Here is a 16,607-nt window from a genome sequence, read left to right as displayed (position 1 = left end):
AATAAATAAATGATATAAACTGAAATATTTTTATTTTAGTATATATAACCTTTACAACCGTCATGAAATATAACCTAGACTTTTTCACTCAGTATAGTCAATTCTATATCGTCAATGATTCGATGAGTAGTGAAACAGGTGATTTCGATTTTTGGAGTGAACAAGCGTTGAAAGATCGATTAGCAATTGACGAAAACACCTTAGGGATTACTGTTGAAAATGATTTTTCAATGGTCAAGGGAGAACTTGAAGTTTTAGAAAGTGAAAATGTACAATTGGATTTCAAAGCAGATCATATTGTTGAAGGCAGTCTAAAAATCACGAATGGTACGATAGAAATTCAAGATTGTCCCATGAGTGGCACTATTTTATTAATCCCATTGGACAATACATTCTATAGAATTCGCATTTATTCTTACAATTTAAACAACCCCATTGGAGTCGATTTGATGAATCCAAATGATCGTTATCGGATAGAAATTTGGCCCGCCGCTATTGCGGGGCGAAAAGTATTAAAACGCTGGAATCCGAAATACTAGAATTTAACAACCTTACCCATTCCATTTCTTTTTTATTTTAAGTTTCCTGCGGTAAAATTGTTTTTTTTCTCATCACTATACAGTAAGAACCGGTCAGAAAACAATTGTTTTTGATCCAAGTTAAAATAGCTATAGTCCCTAACTTTATCATCTAATTTTATTCCTTCTGTAAATTCATAGATATGTGCATTTTTTAATGCTTCTTTTTGATTATTATCGATCATTAAAAAATCTACTTGATAATATTTTTTATTTGGACTAAAGGAGGAAGCACTTAGTTCTTGAGCATTAAAGGATACGATTTGAATAGTTCTATCATTTAGAGTCCATTCATGGGCTTTAATACCGATTGTTGCATTCACTATGGACTCGTCTGTTGGTGTTCCAAGATCTTTAAATAATTCTTTTAAGACACTATCTCTTTTATTTTCATCGGAATAAAAGGCAAGCGCTTGGTATGCTACTGGTTTCTTATTAAGGTCAGTTACTGTTGAAACGGTATTGAAATAAAGCGGTCCATAACTTGCCAAACTATCAATAAATGGACTTTCGAAGAGGTATCCAAATTCCTTTTTAGGGACAGTAATATGGATTACATTGATTACAGGGTCTTTGATTCTATATTTTAATTTTTCATCACTTAACTCATATAACTTAAGAGTATCCAGACTCGTTCCAGTATCTTCTTCCAACCAATGTCCAAATATTTCAAAAACATTATCATTAAACTTGGAGTTCAGTAAGTCCAATTGCTCTATTTCAGTCTCGGTTCCAGGTTCATTGTTGCATGCTACCAAAGTGGTAATACAAACAAGAATCCATAAATACTTTCTCATAGACTATATATTGAATAATTCACTTACTAAATATAATTAAATCAAGCGGTATTTACTAATAATCAATTATTTACATTCAAAACAAAAAACATTAGGATTACTAAATATATATATTGAAAAAGAGGCTTTGGAATATTTTCAATAAAAGAAAAAGGGCAATAAGAAGATCTTATTGCCCTTTTATTAACCTTACTAAATGTTATAAAGCAGCTCTGAAGTTTACTACACTTTCAGTAACTTCTGGCAAGCTATTTTCCCAGTTATATTCATATTCAGCAGATAGCATGCCTTTAAAATTTTGGCGTTTTAATTCTGCTTGAACTTCTTTCATTCCTAATTTTCCAGTTCCCCAGATCACATCATGAGCTTTTTTATCTCCGAATGCATTTAAATCTTTGAAGTGAACATGGTACACTCTACCTTCAAGTTTTTTAAGGCATTCGATTGGGTTCAAACCAGAGCGCATCCAGTGGCCCACATCTGCTGCAGCTCCCATTCTTTTACTTCTACCTTCCAAAGCTTTCAAAACCACATCCGGATTCCAATAGTGTGAAGGTTCAGGATGGTTGTGAATTGCTAATTTGATATCGTATTTATCACAAAGTTTAGAAAGGTAATCCAATTGGTCTTGACTTGGTTCGGCATTAATTACTTTAATTCCGAAATCTTTAGCAAACTGGAAGATTTTTTCCCATTCAGCTTCATCTTTAGCACCGACTACCCCATAAGCATGTACGGTAATTCCTCTTTCCTTCAATAATTTTTTAACCAGATTACGACCTTCTGGAGACAGTTCGTAAGTCATTTTTTCAGAACTTCCAGCACCTACGGGTTGACCTGGGAATGCTTCGACATAGCGTAGATTTGCTGCGGCGATTTTATCCAATGCTTCAGCGAATGTAAAAAGTCTAAAGGTATAAGCTTGGGATCCTAATTCCCATCCTAATTTTTCTTCAGGAAAAGGACCTTTTGCTTTAGTAGAACTTTTTGCTGCGGGAGCATTGCTTGAGCAAGATGCAAAGATAACCAGAGTTAATGCTAGACATCCTGCAAACCATTTAGAAATAGATTTCATATAATTTGATTTAAGTTGATTTCTTAATTCTGAAATTGAGGAACAGCGGTTTTAATTCTTTCAATGACTTCCTCTTTACCAAGAACCTCAGTAATTTTGAACACATCAGGTCCAAACTTACCACCAACCAACATAATACGGAAAGGCATCATTAATTCGCCCATTTTCATTCCGGATTCAGCGATTTTATTTTTAAAAAGAGGTTCAAGAGAGGCAGATTCCCAAGTTGATTGATCAGCAAATAAATCTGCTACTTCATTGAAGAAGGTAGATTTTTCATCGGTCCACTTAGGTTTTACGGCATCAACGTCATATTTTTCTGGTTTTTGAAAGAAAAACGATGCTTGTTCCCAAAAATCTTCAATGTAAGTTAATCTTTCTTTAACTAAATCAAGAATAGATTCAATAAAAACATCAGTATATTCCGCTGTATTCAGGCCATGTTTTTCTAAAACGGCTTTAACTTCAGGCAGCAATTCTGCATTTGGCGCACGTTTTATCCATTCCTGGTTATACCATTTTGCTTTTTCAAAATCAAACTTGGCACCGGCTTTACTGATACGATCAACAGAGAATTTCTGAACAAGTTCGTTCATATCAAAGATTTCCTGTTCAGTACCATCATTCCAGCCTAGCAAAGCAAGCATATTGACGAATGCTTCAGGTAAGAATCCTCTTTCACGGAATCCTGTAGTAAGATCACCTGTTTTAGGGTCATTCCAGTTCATTGCGTATACTGGGAATCCCAATCGGTCACCATCTCTTTTGCTCAATTTCCCATTTCCATCTGGTTTAAGAATCAATGGCAGGTGGGCCCAATTAGGCATTTCCTCTTTCCAGCCCAAGTAATCCCATAAAAGGATGTGAACTGGAGCAGAAGGCAACCATTCTTCCCCTCTGAAGATATGAGAAATCTCCATTGCCCTATCATCAACAACTACTGCAAGATGATAGGTCGGCATACCATCGGCTTTCAACAACACCTTATCATCTACCAAACTAGTTTCAAAACTAACACGGCCACGAATCATATCATCAAATGCTACAATTTCGTTTTCTGGCATTTTAATACGAATGGTATGAGGAGCACCTTCAGCTAGGAGGCGATTGGTTTCTTCTTGTCCTAGGGACAGGGAGTTTCTCAAGTTCATTCGGTTATCATGGGCATATCTGAAATTAGGATGAATTTTACGTTGTTCATCTAATTCTTCAGCGGTATCAAATGCATAATATGCATGTCCGTCATTAACTAATTGTTCTGCGAATTTTCTATAGGAAGGTTTTCTTTCGCTCTGACGGTAAGGTCCAAAACTTCCAGGGTTAATAGGGCTTTCATCTGGATTTAAGCCACACCATGCCAAACATTCCATAATATATTCTTCGGCACCTGGCACAAAACGAGTTTGGTCAGTATCCTCAATACGCAAGATAAACTCGCCATTATGGTGTTTTGCGAAAAGATAATTGAATAATGCGGTACGGACTCCGCCTAAATGTAATCCGCCTGTAGGACTAGGTGCAAAACGGACCCTTACTTTTTTGTCTGAACTCATAACCACAAAATTAAGCAATTATTACTTTTCTTTCTCGTAGCAATCTTAAAATGATTAATTTGGTTGACTAAATTCAATATGAAGCAACATCCCTATCGATATAATAAACAACAATGGAAGTTTTTCCTGTTTTTATTTGCGGCCTTAATTGCGGCTGCGTCGTTGCTTTACACGAACTATTTGGTTAAAAACCTTTCAAAATCAGAGCGGACAAAAGCGGAGGTATGGGCAATGAGTACTCAAAGCATTGTATCCATGCCAGATGTAGATGATCAGTTTATTAGTTTCATATATGCTGTTCGCGACAGTTTATCACTTCCTGCAATCATCACCAAGGAAAATGGGGATATTATTTTCTGGCGTGATTTAGATAGTACGAAGACCAACATCCATCCTTCCAGCCAAGCGGTAGACACGAATCTGGTATATGACCCACCCTATTTTGAAAAGCAATTGGAAAAGATGAAAAAATCTCATCCAGCAATTCATATTTCGTTAGATACGGGAGAAAAGTGGTTGGTTTATTATCATGATTCAAAGGCTTTGAGCCAACTGAGGATTTTCCCTTACATCCAATTATCGTTAATTGCTGTATTTCTAATCGTAGCCTATACAGTTTTTAATTCGATTCGGGATTCGGAGCAAAATTTAGTTTGGGTTGGTATGGCCAAGGAGGCCGCTCATCAACTGGGTACACCGATATCCTCGATGATGGGCTGGTTAGAGCTGGCTCGGATTACGTATCAAGGGCGGGATAATGCGTTGTTGGATGAAATGGAGCGGGATGTCCAGCGGCTTGAAATTGTTGCTGATCGGTTTTCAAAAATAGGATCTACTCCCTCCTTATCCAATCATGTCATATTTAAAGTAGTTGAAGATTATGTGAATTACTTTAAGGTCAGAACGAGTAAAAGAATATCCTTTGAGCTTACTGGAGACCAGCAAGTCGAGGCTAAGTTAAATGTTCAGGTATTTGATTGGATTGTTGAGAATTTACTAAAAAATGCGGTAAATGCTATTGAAGGCGAAGGAAAGATAACGGTTAACATTTCCGAAAACATTGCAAAAGAAGAAATTTTTATAGACATTAGTGATACTGGAAAAGGGATTCCGAGGTCAAATTGGGAGACTATTTTCCAACCAGGATATACTACAAGGCAGCGTGGCTGGGGCTTAGGGCTTAGTTTGACAAAGCGTATGGTATATTATCACCGAGGACAAATTTTTGTTAAAGAATCTGAATTAGGAAAAGGTACAACATTTAGAATTGTATTAAAAAGTAATTTACGCTATGAACCCACTCAAATCTGACGAATATCCGGCGATTTTCAACGATTACATCGAAACCATCACAGGTGACGTTATGGAAGAATTAAATGAACAAATTGACTCATTTCCAGAATTTATTTCAAGCATTCCAGAAGAATTGGGGACTTTCAGTTATGCCGAGGGAAAATGGACGATTAAGGAAGTACTTTGTCATATCCTGGATGCGGAGCGCATCATGACCTATCGAGCATTGCGATTTGGAAGAAACGACATGACCGCCTTATCCTCATTTGAACAGGATGAGTTTGTTGCAAACGGCAGACATAATGAGCGCAAAATGGAGGATATCAAGGAGGAGTTTATACACTTGAGAAAGGCCAATATGTATTTATTCAATTCATTTGATGATACTGAACTGAGTAGAAAAGGGATGGCCTCAGACCGTTTAATTAGCGTTCGGGCATTTTTATATATCATAGCAGGGCATTTAAATCATCATGTTATGCTACTAAAATCCAGATATCTAAAAGATCAAAATTTGAATGGTGATGTGGTATAGAGCGTATAGTTTAGAAGAGATCAATAGTCTATTTTCCATCAATATGACTGGTTTTTTAGACATTAAAGCTGTTTCCATTAGTCCTGATGCATTAGTTGCGGAAATGCCGGTGAATGAAAAAGTGAAACAACCCTATGGGTTGTTACATGGCGGTGCTTCCTGTGTATTAGCCGAATCCGTTGGCAGCATTGCCTCCAATATGGTCATAGATTCAGAGGAATGGGCAGGTGTTGGATTAGAAATCAATGCTAACCATATTCGTCCAGTGACCAAGGGTATTGTTCGCGCAACATGTAAGGCGCTTCATATAGGCAAGACCACTCACGTATGGGATATTCAAATTCATAATGAACGAAACCAATTGGTTTGTATTTCAAGGCTGACGATTGCCGTTATAAAAAAACCGAAAATCTAAAAAACAATTTGTTTTAACATCTGTTTAGCCTGTATCATATCTATATGGTTTTATGATACGGTTTAGGTTTTGAGGAGACATTACGTTGTAATGTCTCTTTTTTTTAAATAATCTTTCCGTATGACCCTTCCCGTTAATGCTTGATTTTTAGTAAGGCTCAAACTTTTTACAGAAAATGCAACCGTTTGCTTTAGAAATTCTGTTTTAAAATATCATTTTATTTTATTAGCCTTGTGGCTACCTTATTATTAATTTGTAAATCAATTTTATGAGTACACAAAATAATCAATCTACCGTTGGGCCAATGATCATCATAGGTTCCCTGTTTTTCATCTTTGGTTTTGCGACTTGGTTAAACTCGCTTTTGATACCATATTTAAGGATAGCCTGTGAACTTACAGAAGTACAATCGTACTTTGTAACCTTCGCTTTTTACATTGCATACTTGGTTATGGCTCCTGTTTCTACATGGGTTTTAAACCGTTTTGGTTTTAAAAATGGTATGGCTGTATCTTTAGGTATTATGGCAGTTGGAGCATTGTTATTTATTCCTGCAGCCTATTCCAGAACCTATATATTATTTTTATTAGGCTTGTTCATCATGGGTGGAGGTCTTGCGATTTTGCAAACAGCATCCAATCCATATATCACAATTCTCGGTCCTGTTGAAACGGCGGCACGAAGGATTAGTATTATGGGTATCTGTAATAAATTTGCTGGAGCATTAGCGCCAATTATTTTAGGATACTTCTTAAAACTTGATGAAGCGGATAAGGTAAAAAATCAGTTGGCTTCTATGAGTCCTGAGGAATCGAGCATAGCTTTGGATAAGATTGCACTTCAAGTAGTTAATCCTTATATCGGGATTGTAGTGGTGTTAGTAATTTTAGCATTCTGGATTTCAAAATCAAATCTTCCGGAGGTGAAAGGAGACGAGGAGGAAGATTCAGAACATCACAAAGCGACTGAGAACAAACACTCTATCTTTGATTTCCCACATGTATTATTAGGTTTTATTGCCTTGTTTTCTTATGTAGGGGTTGAGGTTTTAGCTGGTGATACGATTATTGCTTACGGTACATTCTTAGGAATTCCATTGAATACAGCTAAATTCTTTACGGCCTTTACGATGGGATCCATGGTCGTAGGTTATATTATCGGTATTATTTGTATTCCAAAATATTTATCACAAGAGACAGCATTAAAGGCATGTGCTATATTAGGTATTATCCTAACTGTAGGAATTATATTTACAGACGGCATGGTTTCATTGACCATGGTTGGATTGTTAGGTTTAGCAAACTCACTGGTATGGCCAGCGATTTGGCCACTAGCGTTAAAAGGAGTTGGCAAATTTACCAGTGCTGCTTCAGGAATTTTGGTTATGGGTATTGCGGGTGGTGCTGTAATTCCATTATTATATGGTGCTTTAGCGCATAATGTTGGAGCGCACCAAGCATATTGGATTGCTTTACCATGTTATCTATATATCCTGTATTATGCTATTGCAGGACATAAGGTTAGAAAAAAGACTAGTGCTTAAAATAAGCAAAACAATGGAGTTAGATTACTAACTCCATTGTTTTTTTGGCACAGTTTCTTATCTTCGAATATTCTATTAAAATGATTATGAAAAAATTAGCGTTAAGTATCCTTGTTGCGGCAGGGCTTATTTTCACTTCTACTCAGGCAGAAGCACAATTAAAGTTGCCACAAGCAAGTAGTACCCAATTTATCCTTCAGGATTTGGGAATAGAACAAATCAGTGTGGTTTATCAGCGTCCTAGTGCTAGAGGTCGTGTTATTTTTGGAGATTTAGTTCCGTACAATGAAATTTGGCGTACTGGTGCAAATAATGCGACGAACATTACCTTCCAATCAGAGGTAATGATTGAAGGACAAAAACTTGAAGCAGGAACCTATGCGCTATTCACTATTCCTGGAGAGGATGAGTGGACGATTATTTTCAACAATAATGCAAAGCAATGGGGTGCATATACTTACGATAAAGCTGATGATGTATTGCGCGTAAAAGTAAAACCAAAAGCTTTAGACACTCCAGTAGAAACATTCACAATTGAATTCGACGATATTCATGAGCAATCTTTAGATCTATCTTTAAGCTGGGAAAAGACCAAGGTATCGTTCAATATTGCTGTAGATCAAAAAGAGGAAATCTTAGCAAGTATTGATGAGGCGATGAAAGGTGAGAAAAAGCCATATTTCCAAGCGGCTATGTATTACTTCAGCAATGGATTAGATATGGTAAAAACTGTGGAATGGGTGAAAGAAGCGGATAAAGGAAATAAAAATGCTCCACATATCAAATATTGGAAATCATTGATATTAGCAAAAGCTGGAGATAAAGCTGGAGCTATCAAAGCTGCTGAGGAAGGATTAAAGATGGCAAAAGATTCCAATAACCAAGAGTACGTAAAATTGAATATGCATGCTTTAGAAGCGGCTAAAAAATAATTCAATAGACATAAATAAGAAAGCGGAGGTTGAATCATCAATCTCCGCTTTCTTATTTATTTTAATGCTTTATATAAGATTTCAACAGGATGTTTGGATTGTACTCCTGTCCCATCCATGATTTGATGTCTACAACTTGAACCAGGAGCGGCAATCAACGTTGCTTCAGACTTGCCTCTAACCGCTGGAAACAACACCAACTCTCCTACCTTCATCGATAATTCATAATGCTCTTTTTCATAGCCAAAAGAACCCGCCATTCCACAACAACCGGAAGGAATATCCTTCACTTTGTAATTCACTGGAATTGTCAAAATCTTGGAAACGGTTGGTAGTAAACCCCAAGCTTTTTGTTGGCAATGTCCATGCAGCAAAATATTTTCTTCTTTGGTAGTAAACTGAGTCGATGAGATATTTCCTGCCAAGTATTCTTCCCAAATAAACTCCTCAATTGTAACTGCCAAGGGAGCTATTCGTTCAGCATCACTGATTAAATGTTCATCCACCAAATCAACATATTCATCTCTAAAGGTTAGGATTGTCGATGGCTCCACGGAAACCAATTTGGTATTCGCATTTAATCTTCCTTTGAAGGTTTCCACATTTTTATTCGCTAGTTTCTTTGCTTCCCTTAATAATCCTTTGGACAATAAAGCCCTACCAGAAAAGGCATGAGGTACCATCAGCACTTCATAACCAAGCTTTTCCAAAAGCAATATCGCTTGTTTACCGATTTCAACATCATTAAAATTAGTAAACTCATCACAAAAGAAATAAACTGATTTAACTGGATCTTTATGTCCCGAGAAGGGTTTATCCTTTTCTTGAAACCATTTTCTTAAGGTCTTGGAGGCAATCTTAGGGATATGTCTTTCTGGGGCAAAGCCTAAAACATTTTTGACCAAGCTACTTGTTAGTTTAGAACTGACAACCCAATTATACAATCCCGCAATAGGTTGCATCATTTGGGTAAGAGTGTCCACATGGCCAATCATCCTGGATCGGAAAGGTACTCCATGGCTATCATAATAACCTTGCAGGAATTCGGCTTTCAATTTGGCCATATCTACGCTTGAAGGACATTCAGATTTACAGGCTTTACAGCTCAAACATAAATCCATAACCTCCTTTATCTCCTCATGATCAAATGGATTTGCCTTTTCCGAGTGTGTTAGCATTTCCCTTAAGATATTCGCACGAGCCCGCGTTGTATCCTTTTCATCTTTTGTTGCCATATAGGAAGGACACATCGTTCCTCCTGACAAATGGGTTTTCCTACAATCCCCAGAGCCATTACATTGCTCAGCATGTTGTAAAATCGTTTGTCCTTTAAATCGGAAAACAGTTTTTATAGGTTTTTCAACTTGACCCGGCGTATACCTGAGCGAGGTATTCATTTCTGGAGTATCTACAATTTTTCCTGGGTTAAAAATTCCTTCAGGGTCCCAGGAATGTTTGATATCTTTTAATAATTGGTAGTTATGATCCCCAATCATCAACGGGATGAACTCACCCCGCAAACGGCCATCGCCATGTTCACCACTTAATGATCCTTTATATTTCTTTACTAAATGTGCGATTTCTAATGCAATATCTCGAAAGAGTTGATTTCCAGCTTCAGTTTTTAAGTTGATAATAGGCCTTAAATGCAATTCGCCAGTGGCAGCATGGGCATAGTGAACCGCGTAAAGGTTATATTTTTTTAGAATCTCATTAAAATCATGAATATATGCAGGTAGATCTTCAACATCAACCGCTGTATCTTCGATTACAGCGACTGGTTTTTCATCACCTGGAACATTGCTTAGCAAACCTAAACCAGCCTTACGAAGGTTCCAGACTTTCTTTTTGTCATCACCCAAAACCAATGGGAAATGATATCCTAATCCATGAGCCAATAAATCTTCTTCGACTGCTTTTACCTTATTTAGGATTGCCTCTTGGTCTTCAGCATCATATTCCGCAATCAATATCGCTTCTGGATCACCTTCCACGAAAAAACGATTTTTGGATTGTTCAAGATTGCTTTTAGTACACTCCAAGATATATTTATCCATCAGTTCACTTACTAATGGATGATGTTTTAAAACAATGAGATTCCCCTTTAATGCATCTTCCAAGGTATGGAAATGAACACATAACAATCCACTAGGATTAACTGGTAAAGGGTTTGCATGAACTTTTATCTCGGTGATAAAAGCCAAAGTTCCTTCCGAACCGCAGATTAACTTACAGAAATTAAAAGGTTCTTTGCCAGCTGTAAAAGGGTCTGTTTCCAACAACATATCCAGGGCATAACCTGTATTTCGTCTATGGATAGACGGTTTGGGGAAATTTTCTCGAATATGTACTTGATTTTGGTAATTGCTTAAAATGCTCCTAACTTGTTTATAGATTGTTCCTTCTAAATCATCTTGGGCACATTTTTGGTCAAATTCATCAAAACTTAATGCTTGGAAACTAACCTCAGAACCATCACTCAATAGCGCTTGAATTTCCAAGGTATGTTCTCGGGCACTTCCATAAATCAAGGAGTTTGATCCACAGGAGTTATTTCCCACCATTCCACCAATCATTGCGCGATTTGCAGTTGAAGTTTCAGGACCAAAATATAACTTATAAGGTTTTAAAAACTGGTTCAACTCATCACGAATAACCCCCGGTTGAACGCGAACCCAGGATTCTTCCGGATTTACTTCTAGTATTTTCGTGAAATATTTTGATACATCGACCACAATCCCAGCCCCTACCACCTGACCAGCAAGAGAAGTTCCTGCTGTCCGAGGAATTAGTGAAGTTTTGTTGTTTCTAGCGAAATCAATAAGCAATAAGAGATCTTGCTTATCTTTTGGATAAGCGACAGCCAATGGCATTTCGCGATAAGCGGATGCGTCAGTTGCATATAACAAACGCATCTTCTCGTCCCAAAATAACTCACCACTAAGTTGTTGTGAAAGCAGGTTTAACTGCTCTTCCATAATCTATGATCCTTTAATTTGTGATGTGTAGGTACTTTCAAATATCTTATCAGCATTGTTGGTTTCAAAACCATCACGACGATGTTCTCTTTTGATTTCTGATTTTGATAAGTCCTTGAATTGAGGTAAAACACTGCGTTCAGCGAATTCTACATAACTACCAGCAATTTCCAATGTTTTACCATCAGCAAATGTCGCATCATATAAAGCTGAAACAGTACTGCTCTGTCTTAGAAGATTATCCTCACTGGTTTTTATCTTGCCACCAGAAGTATTCAGTTTTATTCCGATGCTTTCCAAAAAGGCATTGAACTCTTCAAGGGTATTATAACCATCTTTTAATTCATGTATAGAAATGGTATAATGATTCAAATAATATCGGTTAAAGATAACCCAAGCCGCATATTCACTTTCAGCCAGCAATGTTTCATACTCCTGGGAAGTTGGTAGATCCCAAAGAGGTTTTTGCAGGAAATCTGCAACCTCTTGACCATTGTTTAGATCTAAAGAATCTACAGGGTCTGAAGAAATTGGGGAGGTATATTTTAGAATAATTTCCTGAGCTGCCGGACTGAGTTCTGAAACCCGCAATTGAGACACAAATATCCTTGGATAATGATCTGCAGGAGGGGCATACCAATGGGCATCTAATTTTTTCCCTTCGAAGTAATAATAATCCATCTTTTTATAACCGAAAGAGAGAAAGATTTTTTCGAAAGAGGCGATCCCTAAATTTGGAACTCCTAAGGTACGGAATGCTATATGGTCATTTACAATATCAGACTGTGACTGCACAACGTCACGTTCCAATAGGGCTTTAGTAATTTTATCTACATCAGAAACGTTTGCACGGTAATGTTCAAACAAATCGTTTAACACTATATCGATAGGTTTTTTGTCGTCGAAATGCATAACAATGAATTTAGTCTTATAATTTGAATAAAGTTATCTAAAATTTGTCAAACAAAAACAATTGTTCAGTAAAAAAGAGATAACTAAAAATATTATTCAGAAAAACTACAATTCTTCCGCAAGAATCTTCTCTAACTCATCGGCAGTTAGGTTCATATTAATATTTCCATCCTTAGCGAAAGAGATTTCACCGGTCTCCTCAGACACAATTACAGCGACTGCTTCAGAGACTTCGGTCACTCCAATTGCAGCCCGATGTCTCAATCCAAATTGAGGTGGTAAGTCTTCGCTATCAGAGAGTGGGAGAACAGAGCTTGCAGTCATAATTCTATTATCTACAATAATCACTGCGCCATCATGTAGGGGTGAATTTTTAAAGAAAATACTTTCCAATAATCGTTTAGAAATAGGGGCATCAATCATGGTCCCACTGGTTTGATAATACTCTTCATCAAAATATCGTGAGAAAACCAAAAGTGCTCCCGTTCGAGATTTGGACATATTCTGGCAAGCTTCAACGATGGGTTTGATAAATTCAGCATTATCTCGGTGGGTAGATTTCTTACCTCCGAATATGGACCAAAAGAATTTTTTACGTCTTAAGGATATATTTTTTCCGATATGCAGAAGGAATCTTCGTATTTCCTGTTGGAAAACGACAATCAATGCAATTGACCCCACGGAAATAAAACCACCGAAAATTTCGGTTAAAAGGCGCATTTCCATCTGCTTTACGACAAGGTAAATTCCGTAAAACAGACCGACACCAATTAGGATATTTACTGCTATTGTCCCTTTAATTAGGCTATAGACATAGTAAATAATAATTGCTACCAGCAATATATCTATAAAATCCAGCAGCCTGAAGCCACTTAAAAGATTGAAGTCCAAACCATCCATACTTCCTGCAATTTAAAAAATATTATCCATTGATGGACTGATTTAAAATCATAAAATGATAGGAATGTGGCTTGTTAAATGAGTAAATTTGTAAAAAGGAGCTAAACTATGACTAAACTTTCAGTAAATATCAATAAAATCGCCACATTGAGGAACTCACGTGGAGGAAATGTACCGAATGTGCTTTCTGCAGCATTGGCTTGTGAAAAATTTGGTACAGAGGGAATTACTGTCCATCCAAGACCCGATGAGCGCCATATTCGTTATCAAGATGTTTTCGATTTAAAAGCTAAAATTTCTACAGAATTCAATATTGAAGGGAATTGCCGAGAACAGAAGTTTATTGATTTAGTTTTGGCCAATACCCCTGCTCAGGTAACATTAGTACCAGATGAAGAAGGACAGCTGACGTCAAATCATGGTTGGGATACCATTAAGCATCGGGAGTATCTTTCAGAGATGGTTAGTTTGTTCCAAAGTGAGGGGATCAGGGTTTCGATATTTGTTGATCCAGATGAGAAAATGGTTGAAGCAGCAGCCAAGACCGGTACTGACAGAATTGAACTATATACAGAGGCTTATGCAACTGATTTTCATTCAAACAGGGAAAAAGCTATAGAACCTTATGTAAAAGCCGCTTTGGCAGCACAGAAAGTGGGATTGGGATTAAATGCTGGTCATGACCTAGATTTACATAACCTACAATACTTTAAACAAAACATTCCTGGTTTATTAGAAGTTAGTATTGGACATGCACTTATCGCGGATGCACTATATCTTGGACTCGAGGAAACTATAAAAAGATATTTAGCCTGCTTAAAATAAAGTCGACAGGCAACAAAAAAAGGGTGTCAAATTGATTTGACACCCTTTTTTTATGTATTTGAGACCTTAATGAATTGGTCTAAATATTCTATTCCATCTGATCTTTGATAAGAATGATCCATCCTCATCCCAACTTAACCATGTAAATAGAGCTTTACCAACGATATGGTCTTCTGGAACAAATCCCCAGCCTCTTGAATCCAAAGAATTGTGTCGATTATCCCCCATCATCCAGTAGTAATCCATTTTGAATGTATAACTATCAGTTTTTTGTCCATTCACATAATAACCATCTGATTTACTTTCAAAAGTATTGCCCTCATATACGGTAATCGCTCTTTCATATAATGGAACAGTCAATGAATCAAGCTTAACAGTCCAGTCTTTTTTAGGTACTTGGATCGGTCCGAAATTATCATAGTTCCATACGATACCATTTTTATAAAATGGGAAAGCTTGGAAATTGGGATTGGCATCACCAGGTTCGTAGATAATCTCTTTAAATTCTTTGATATTTGCCCATTTTTTAATTATTTCAGCTTCAGACTTGGTCATATGCATTGCATATTGCCCCATGTTTGGATCGGTATATAATAGATCCATTTCGATACGCATATCCAACAACTTTTGTAAGTTTAAACCATTTGGCTCAGTAAACACCAAATAATTCGTTTGGAAATCATCATCCATAAAGGCAGGTTCTCCATTTACAAAAAGCTTTGTGCGCTCCATGGAAACAACATCACCAGGCATACCGACACAGCGTTTAATATAATTCTCACGTTTATCAATAGGTCTATTGAAAGGAGCATCAGCCTCCATTGGGTAGTTAAATACTACGACATCATTACGTTTGATATCTTGAAATCCAGGAAGTCTTTTATAAGGAATTTTAATTGCTTCGGAATAAGCTTTGCCACCAGTAATTGGCATGGTGTGATGCGCAAAAGGAAATGCCAATGGCGTCATTGGAACCCTGGGGCCATAGTTCAATTTACTTACAAATAGAAAATCACCAACCAACAAACTTCTTTCCATTGATCCCGTAGGAATCATATAAGCTTCAATCAGGAATCCTCGGATCAAAGTAGCTGCAACTGTAGCAAAAATAATTGCATCAGCCCATTCTCTTGCTACCGATTTCTTATATGCATATTGTTTTTTGAATTCCTCAGTGGTTGATTGCCCCAAATATTTCACATTAGGATCTCTTCCCCACATTGGAAGCACAATAAACGGAACCAAAACTGTTGCAGCATTCTCCCAAAACCTATGTTTTCCAAAAGATTTGATCAAGTTTAATAAAAGATCATATCCAATAAAGATATTTACAATAGGAACAAATAGCCACACTATCCACCAGGTTGGTCTTCCAACCAATTGTGCCATGACATACTGTGCATAAACTGGAACAAAAGCTTCCCAGCCTTGTTTACCAGCTTTTCTATACAATAGGTAAAGTCCATAAGCGGACCCAATGATGTATATGGCTAAAATGATATACCACATATATTATTTATTAAAATCAAACATTTCAGTTACTTGGTAAAATCCTTTTTTACCTAAGAGCCATTCTGCTGCAATAACCGCACCTAATGCAAATCCTTCTCTGCTATGTGCTGTATGCTTTAACTCAATTTGGTCGACCTCGGAGCTATACAATACCGTATGAGTTCCAGGAACCTCTTCAATTCTAAGACTTTCAATCAACAGTTCATTGCCTTTAGGGATAACTTCCTCCCCAGAACCTTCAACAGAGTTGACCCAAGTTTTCTTTTCGTCGTTATTTTCTAAAATTCCTTCAGCAATAGTGATAGCTGTTCCACTAGGGGCATCCAATTTATGAATATGGTGGATTTCTTCTACTTGAACATCATATTGCTTATAAGGATTGATGGCTTTAGCCAACATTTTATTGATATGGAAGAAGATATTTACACCAATGCTAAAATTCGATCCATACAAAAATGATTGATCAGCTTCTAAACAGGTTTCTTTCACTTCGTCCAAGTGCTCATACCATCCTGTTGTACCAACAACCAATGGTAAGTTGGATTCAAAACATAGACTTATATTTTCTAAGGCTGCATGTGGAGTACTGAAATCAATAGCCATATCAGCATCTTCCAAATCTTCAGGAGTAATGCTGTTTCTATTTCTTTCGTCAATTATCAAAACGACTTCATGCCCTCTTTTCATGGCGAAGCGTTCGATTAATTGCCCCATTTTTCCGTAACCTAATAAAACGATCTTCATATAGTTAATTGGTTT

At 37.0% G+C, this 16,607-nt stretch carries 15 protein-coding genes; 7 read left to right on the top strand and 8 right to left on the bottom strand.

Annotated elements, in window-relative coordinates; genetic code table 11:
* Positions 1-62: 62 nt before the first annotated feature.
* On the top strand, positions 63-539 hold the full coding sequence (locus PZ892_RS01430) for a hypothetical protein (RefSeq protein WP_182497927.1): 477 nt from the start codon (positions 63-65) through the stop codon (positions 537-539).
* 32 nt (positions 540-571) lie between these two features.
* Here the strand turns inward: PZ892_RS01430 and PZ892_RS01425 are convergent, their stop codons facing one another.
* From PZ892_RS01425 to gltX, 3 genes are all read right to left on the bottom strand, one after another.
* On the bottom strand, positions 572-1,375 hold the full coding sequence (locus PZ892_RS01425; RefSeq protein WP_182497926.1) for a hypothetical protein: 804 nt from the start codon (positions 1,373-1,375) through the stop codon (positions 572-574).
* 199 nt (positions 1,376-1,574) lie between these two features.
* Entirely contained in the window at positions 1,575-2,450 is an 876-nt protein-coding gene (locus PZ892_RS01420; RefSeq protein WP_182497925.1) for a sugar phosphate isomerase/epimerase, read from the bottom strand.
* Positions 2,451-2,473: 23 nt separating this feature from the next.
* Entirely contained in the window at positions 2,474-4,003 is a 1,530-nt protein-coding gene (gltX, locus tag PZ892_RS01415; protein WP_182497924.1) for a glutamate--tRNA ligase, read from the bottom strand.
* Between the two features lie 78 nt (positions 4,004-4,081).
* On the opposite strand from gltX, the gene PZ892_RS01410 reads away from it, so the two are divergent.
* From PZ892_RS01410 to PZ892_RS01390, 5 genes are all read left to right on the top strand, one after another.
* Complete coding sequence (locus PZ892_RS01410; protein WP_094257695.1) at positions 4,082-5,314, top strand: HAMP domain-containing sensor histidine kinase; 1,233 nt, start codon at positions 4,082-4,084, stop codon at positions 5,312-5,314.
* A complete protein-coding gene (locus tag PZ892_RS01405) occupies positions 5,295-5,831 on the top strand; it encodes a DinB family protein (RefSeq protein ID WP_094257694.1) in 537 nt (178 codons plus the stop codon). The genes PZ892_RS01410 and PZ892_RS01405 overlap by 20 nt, the downstream gene beginning before the upstream one ends.
* Positions 5,821-6,246: a hotdog fold thioesterase gene (locus PZ892_RS01400; protein ID WP_220476601.1), complete on the top strand. Its 426-nt coding sequence runs from the start codon at positions 5,821-5,823 to the stop codon at positions 6,244-6,246. Before PZ892_RS01405 ends, PZ892_RS01400 begins: the two co-directional genes overlap by 11 nt.
* Before the next feature lie 268 nt (positions 6,247-6,514).
* On the top strand, positions 6,515-7,789 hold the full coding sequence (locus PZ892_RS01395) for a sugar MFS transporter (protein WP_182497922.1): 1,275 nt from the start codon (positions 6,515-6,517) through the stop codon (positions 7,787-7,789).
* A gap of 86 nt (positions 7,790-7,875) precedes the next feature.
* Positions 7,876-8,721 (top strand): DUF2911 domain-containing protein, encoded by an 846-nt coding sequence (locus PZ892_RS01390; protein ID WP_182497921.1) that lies wholly within the window; start codon positions 7,876-7,878, stop codon positions 8,719-8,721.
* A 56-nt stretch (positions 8,722-8,777) separates the two neighbouring features.
* Here the strand turns inward: PZ892_RS01390 and PZ892_RS01385 are convergent, their stop codons facing one another.
* From PZ892_RS01385 to cdaA, 3 genes are all read right to left on the bottom strand, one after another.
* Positions 8,778-11,699 carry an FAD-binding and (Fe-S)-binding domain-containing protein gene (locus PZ892_RS01385; protein WP_182497920.1) on the bottom strand — a complete coding sequence of 974 codons (2,922 nt, stop codon included), beginning with the start codon at positions 11,697-11,699 and terminating at the stop codon, positions 8,778-8,780.
* A gap of 3 nt (positions 11,700-11,702) precedes the next feature.
* Complete coding sequence (locus tag PZ892_RS01380) at positions 11,703-12,611, bottom strand: DUF1338 domain-containing protein (RefSeq protein ID WP_182497919.1); 909 nt, start codon at positions 12,609-12,611, stop codon at positions 11,703-11,705.
* 105 nt (positions 12,612-12,716) lie between these two features.
* Complete coding sequence (gene cdaA / locus PZ892_RS01375) at positions 12,717-13,511, bottom strand: diadenylate cyclase CdaA (protein WP_169715207.1); 795 nt, start codon at positions 13,509-13,511, stop codon at positions 12,717-12,719.
* 108 nt (positions 13,512-13,619) lie between these two features.
* Between cdaA and PZ892_RS01370 the strand changes: the two genes are divergently transcribed.
* On the top strand, positions 13,620-14,336 hold the full coding sequence (locus PZ892_RS01370; protein ID WP_277711997.1) for a pyridoxine 5'-phosphate synthase: 717 nt from the start codon (positions 13,620-13,622) through the stop codon (positions 14,334-14,336).
* A 66-nt stretch (positions 14,337-14,402) separates the two neighbouring features.
* Here the strand turns inward: PZ892_RS01370 and lepB are convergent, their stop codons facing one another.
* Positions 14,403-15,845: a signal peptidase I gene (gene lepB / locus PZ892_RS01365; protein ID WP_182497917.1), complete on the bottom strand. Its 1,443-nt coding sequence runs from the start codon at positions 15,843-15,845 to the stop codon at positions 14,403-14,405.
* Positions 15,846-15,848: 3 nt separating this feature from the next.
* Entirely contained in the window at positions 15,849-16,592 is a 744-nt protein-coding gene (dapB, locus tag PZ892_RS01360; protein ID WP_182497916.1) for a 4-hydroxy-tetrahydrodipicolinate reductase, read from the bottom strand.
* Positions 16,593-16,607 lie beyond the last annotated feature (15 nt).

Source organism: Sphingobacterium sp. WM (assembly GCF_029542465.1).
GTDB classification, from domain to species: Bacteria; Bacteroidota; Bacteroidia; order Sphingobacteriales; family Sphingobacteriaceae; genus Sphingobacterium; species Sphingobacterium cellulitidis.
This window is presented reverse-complemented; position numbering and strand designations above follow the sequence as displayed.